Source organism: Rosenbergiella gaditana (assembly GCF_018494065.1).
Taxonomy (GTDB): Bacteria; Pseudomonadota; Gammaproteobacteria; order Enterobacterales; family Enterobacteriaceae; genus Rosenbergiella; species Rosenbergiella gaditana.
This window is the reverse complement of the sequence record NZ_JABBFR010000101.1, coordinates 1-220: the sequence shown is the minus strand read 5'-3', so window position 1 is coordinate 220 and position 220 is coordinate 1. Positions and strand designations below refer to the sequence as shown.

Annotated in this window: 1 protein-coding gene; it reads right to left on the bottom strand. The window is 36.4% G+C overall.

Going from position 1 to position 220, the window contains the following annotated elements; genetic code table 11:
• Positions 1-220: fimbria/pilus outer membrane usher protein (locus tag HH682_RS16195; protein WP_214238387.1), on the bottom strand; the 220-nt coding region annotated here is incomplete at both ends.

Here is a 220-nt window from a genome sequence, read left to right as displayed (position 1 = left end):
AGGTGTTTCTAGGTCGAGCTGAGCGGATAGCATCCCACTCATTTAAGGATAGGTCTGATGTGTTGTCGTACCTATCTACATCACTACTTTGATAATTTTTCGTCCTCTTATTAAGAGTATTAATTTCATTGAACGTAAAATAATTTTTTGTCGCGTAGCGGTATCCGGCCAAGGTAAGATTGGTATTGGTGGTATTTAAATATTTACTATAAGTAACTCT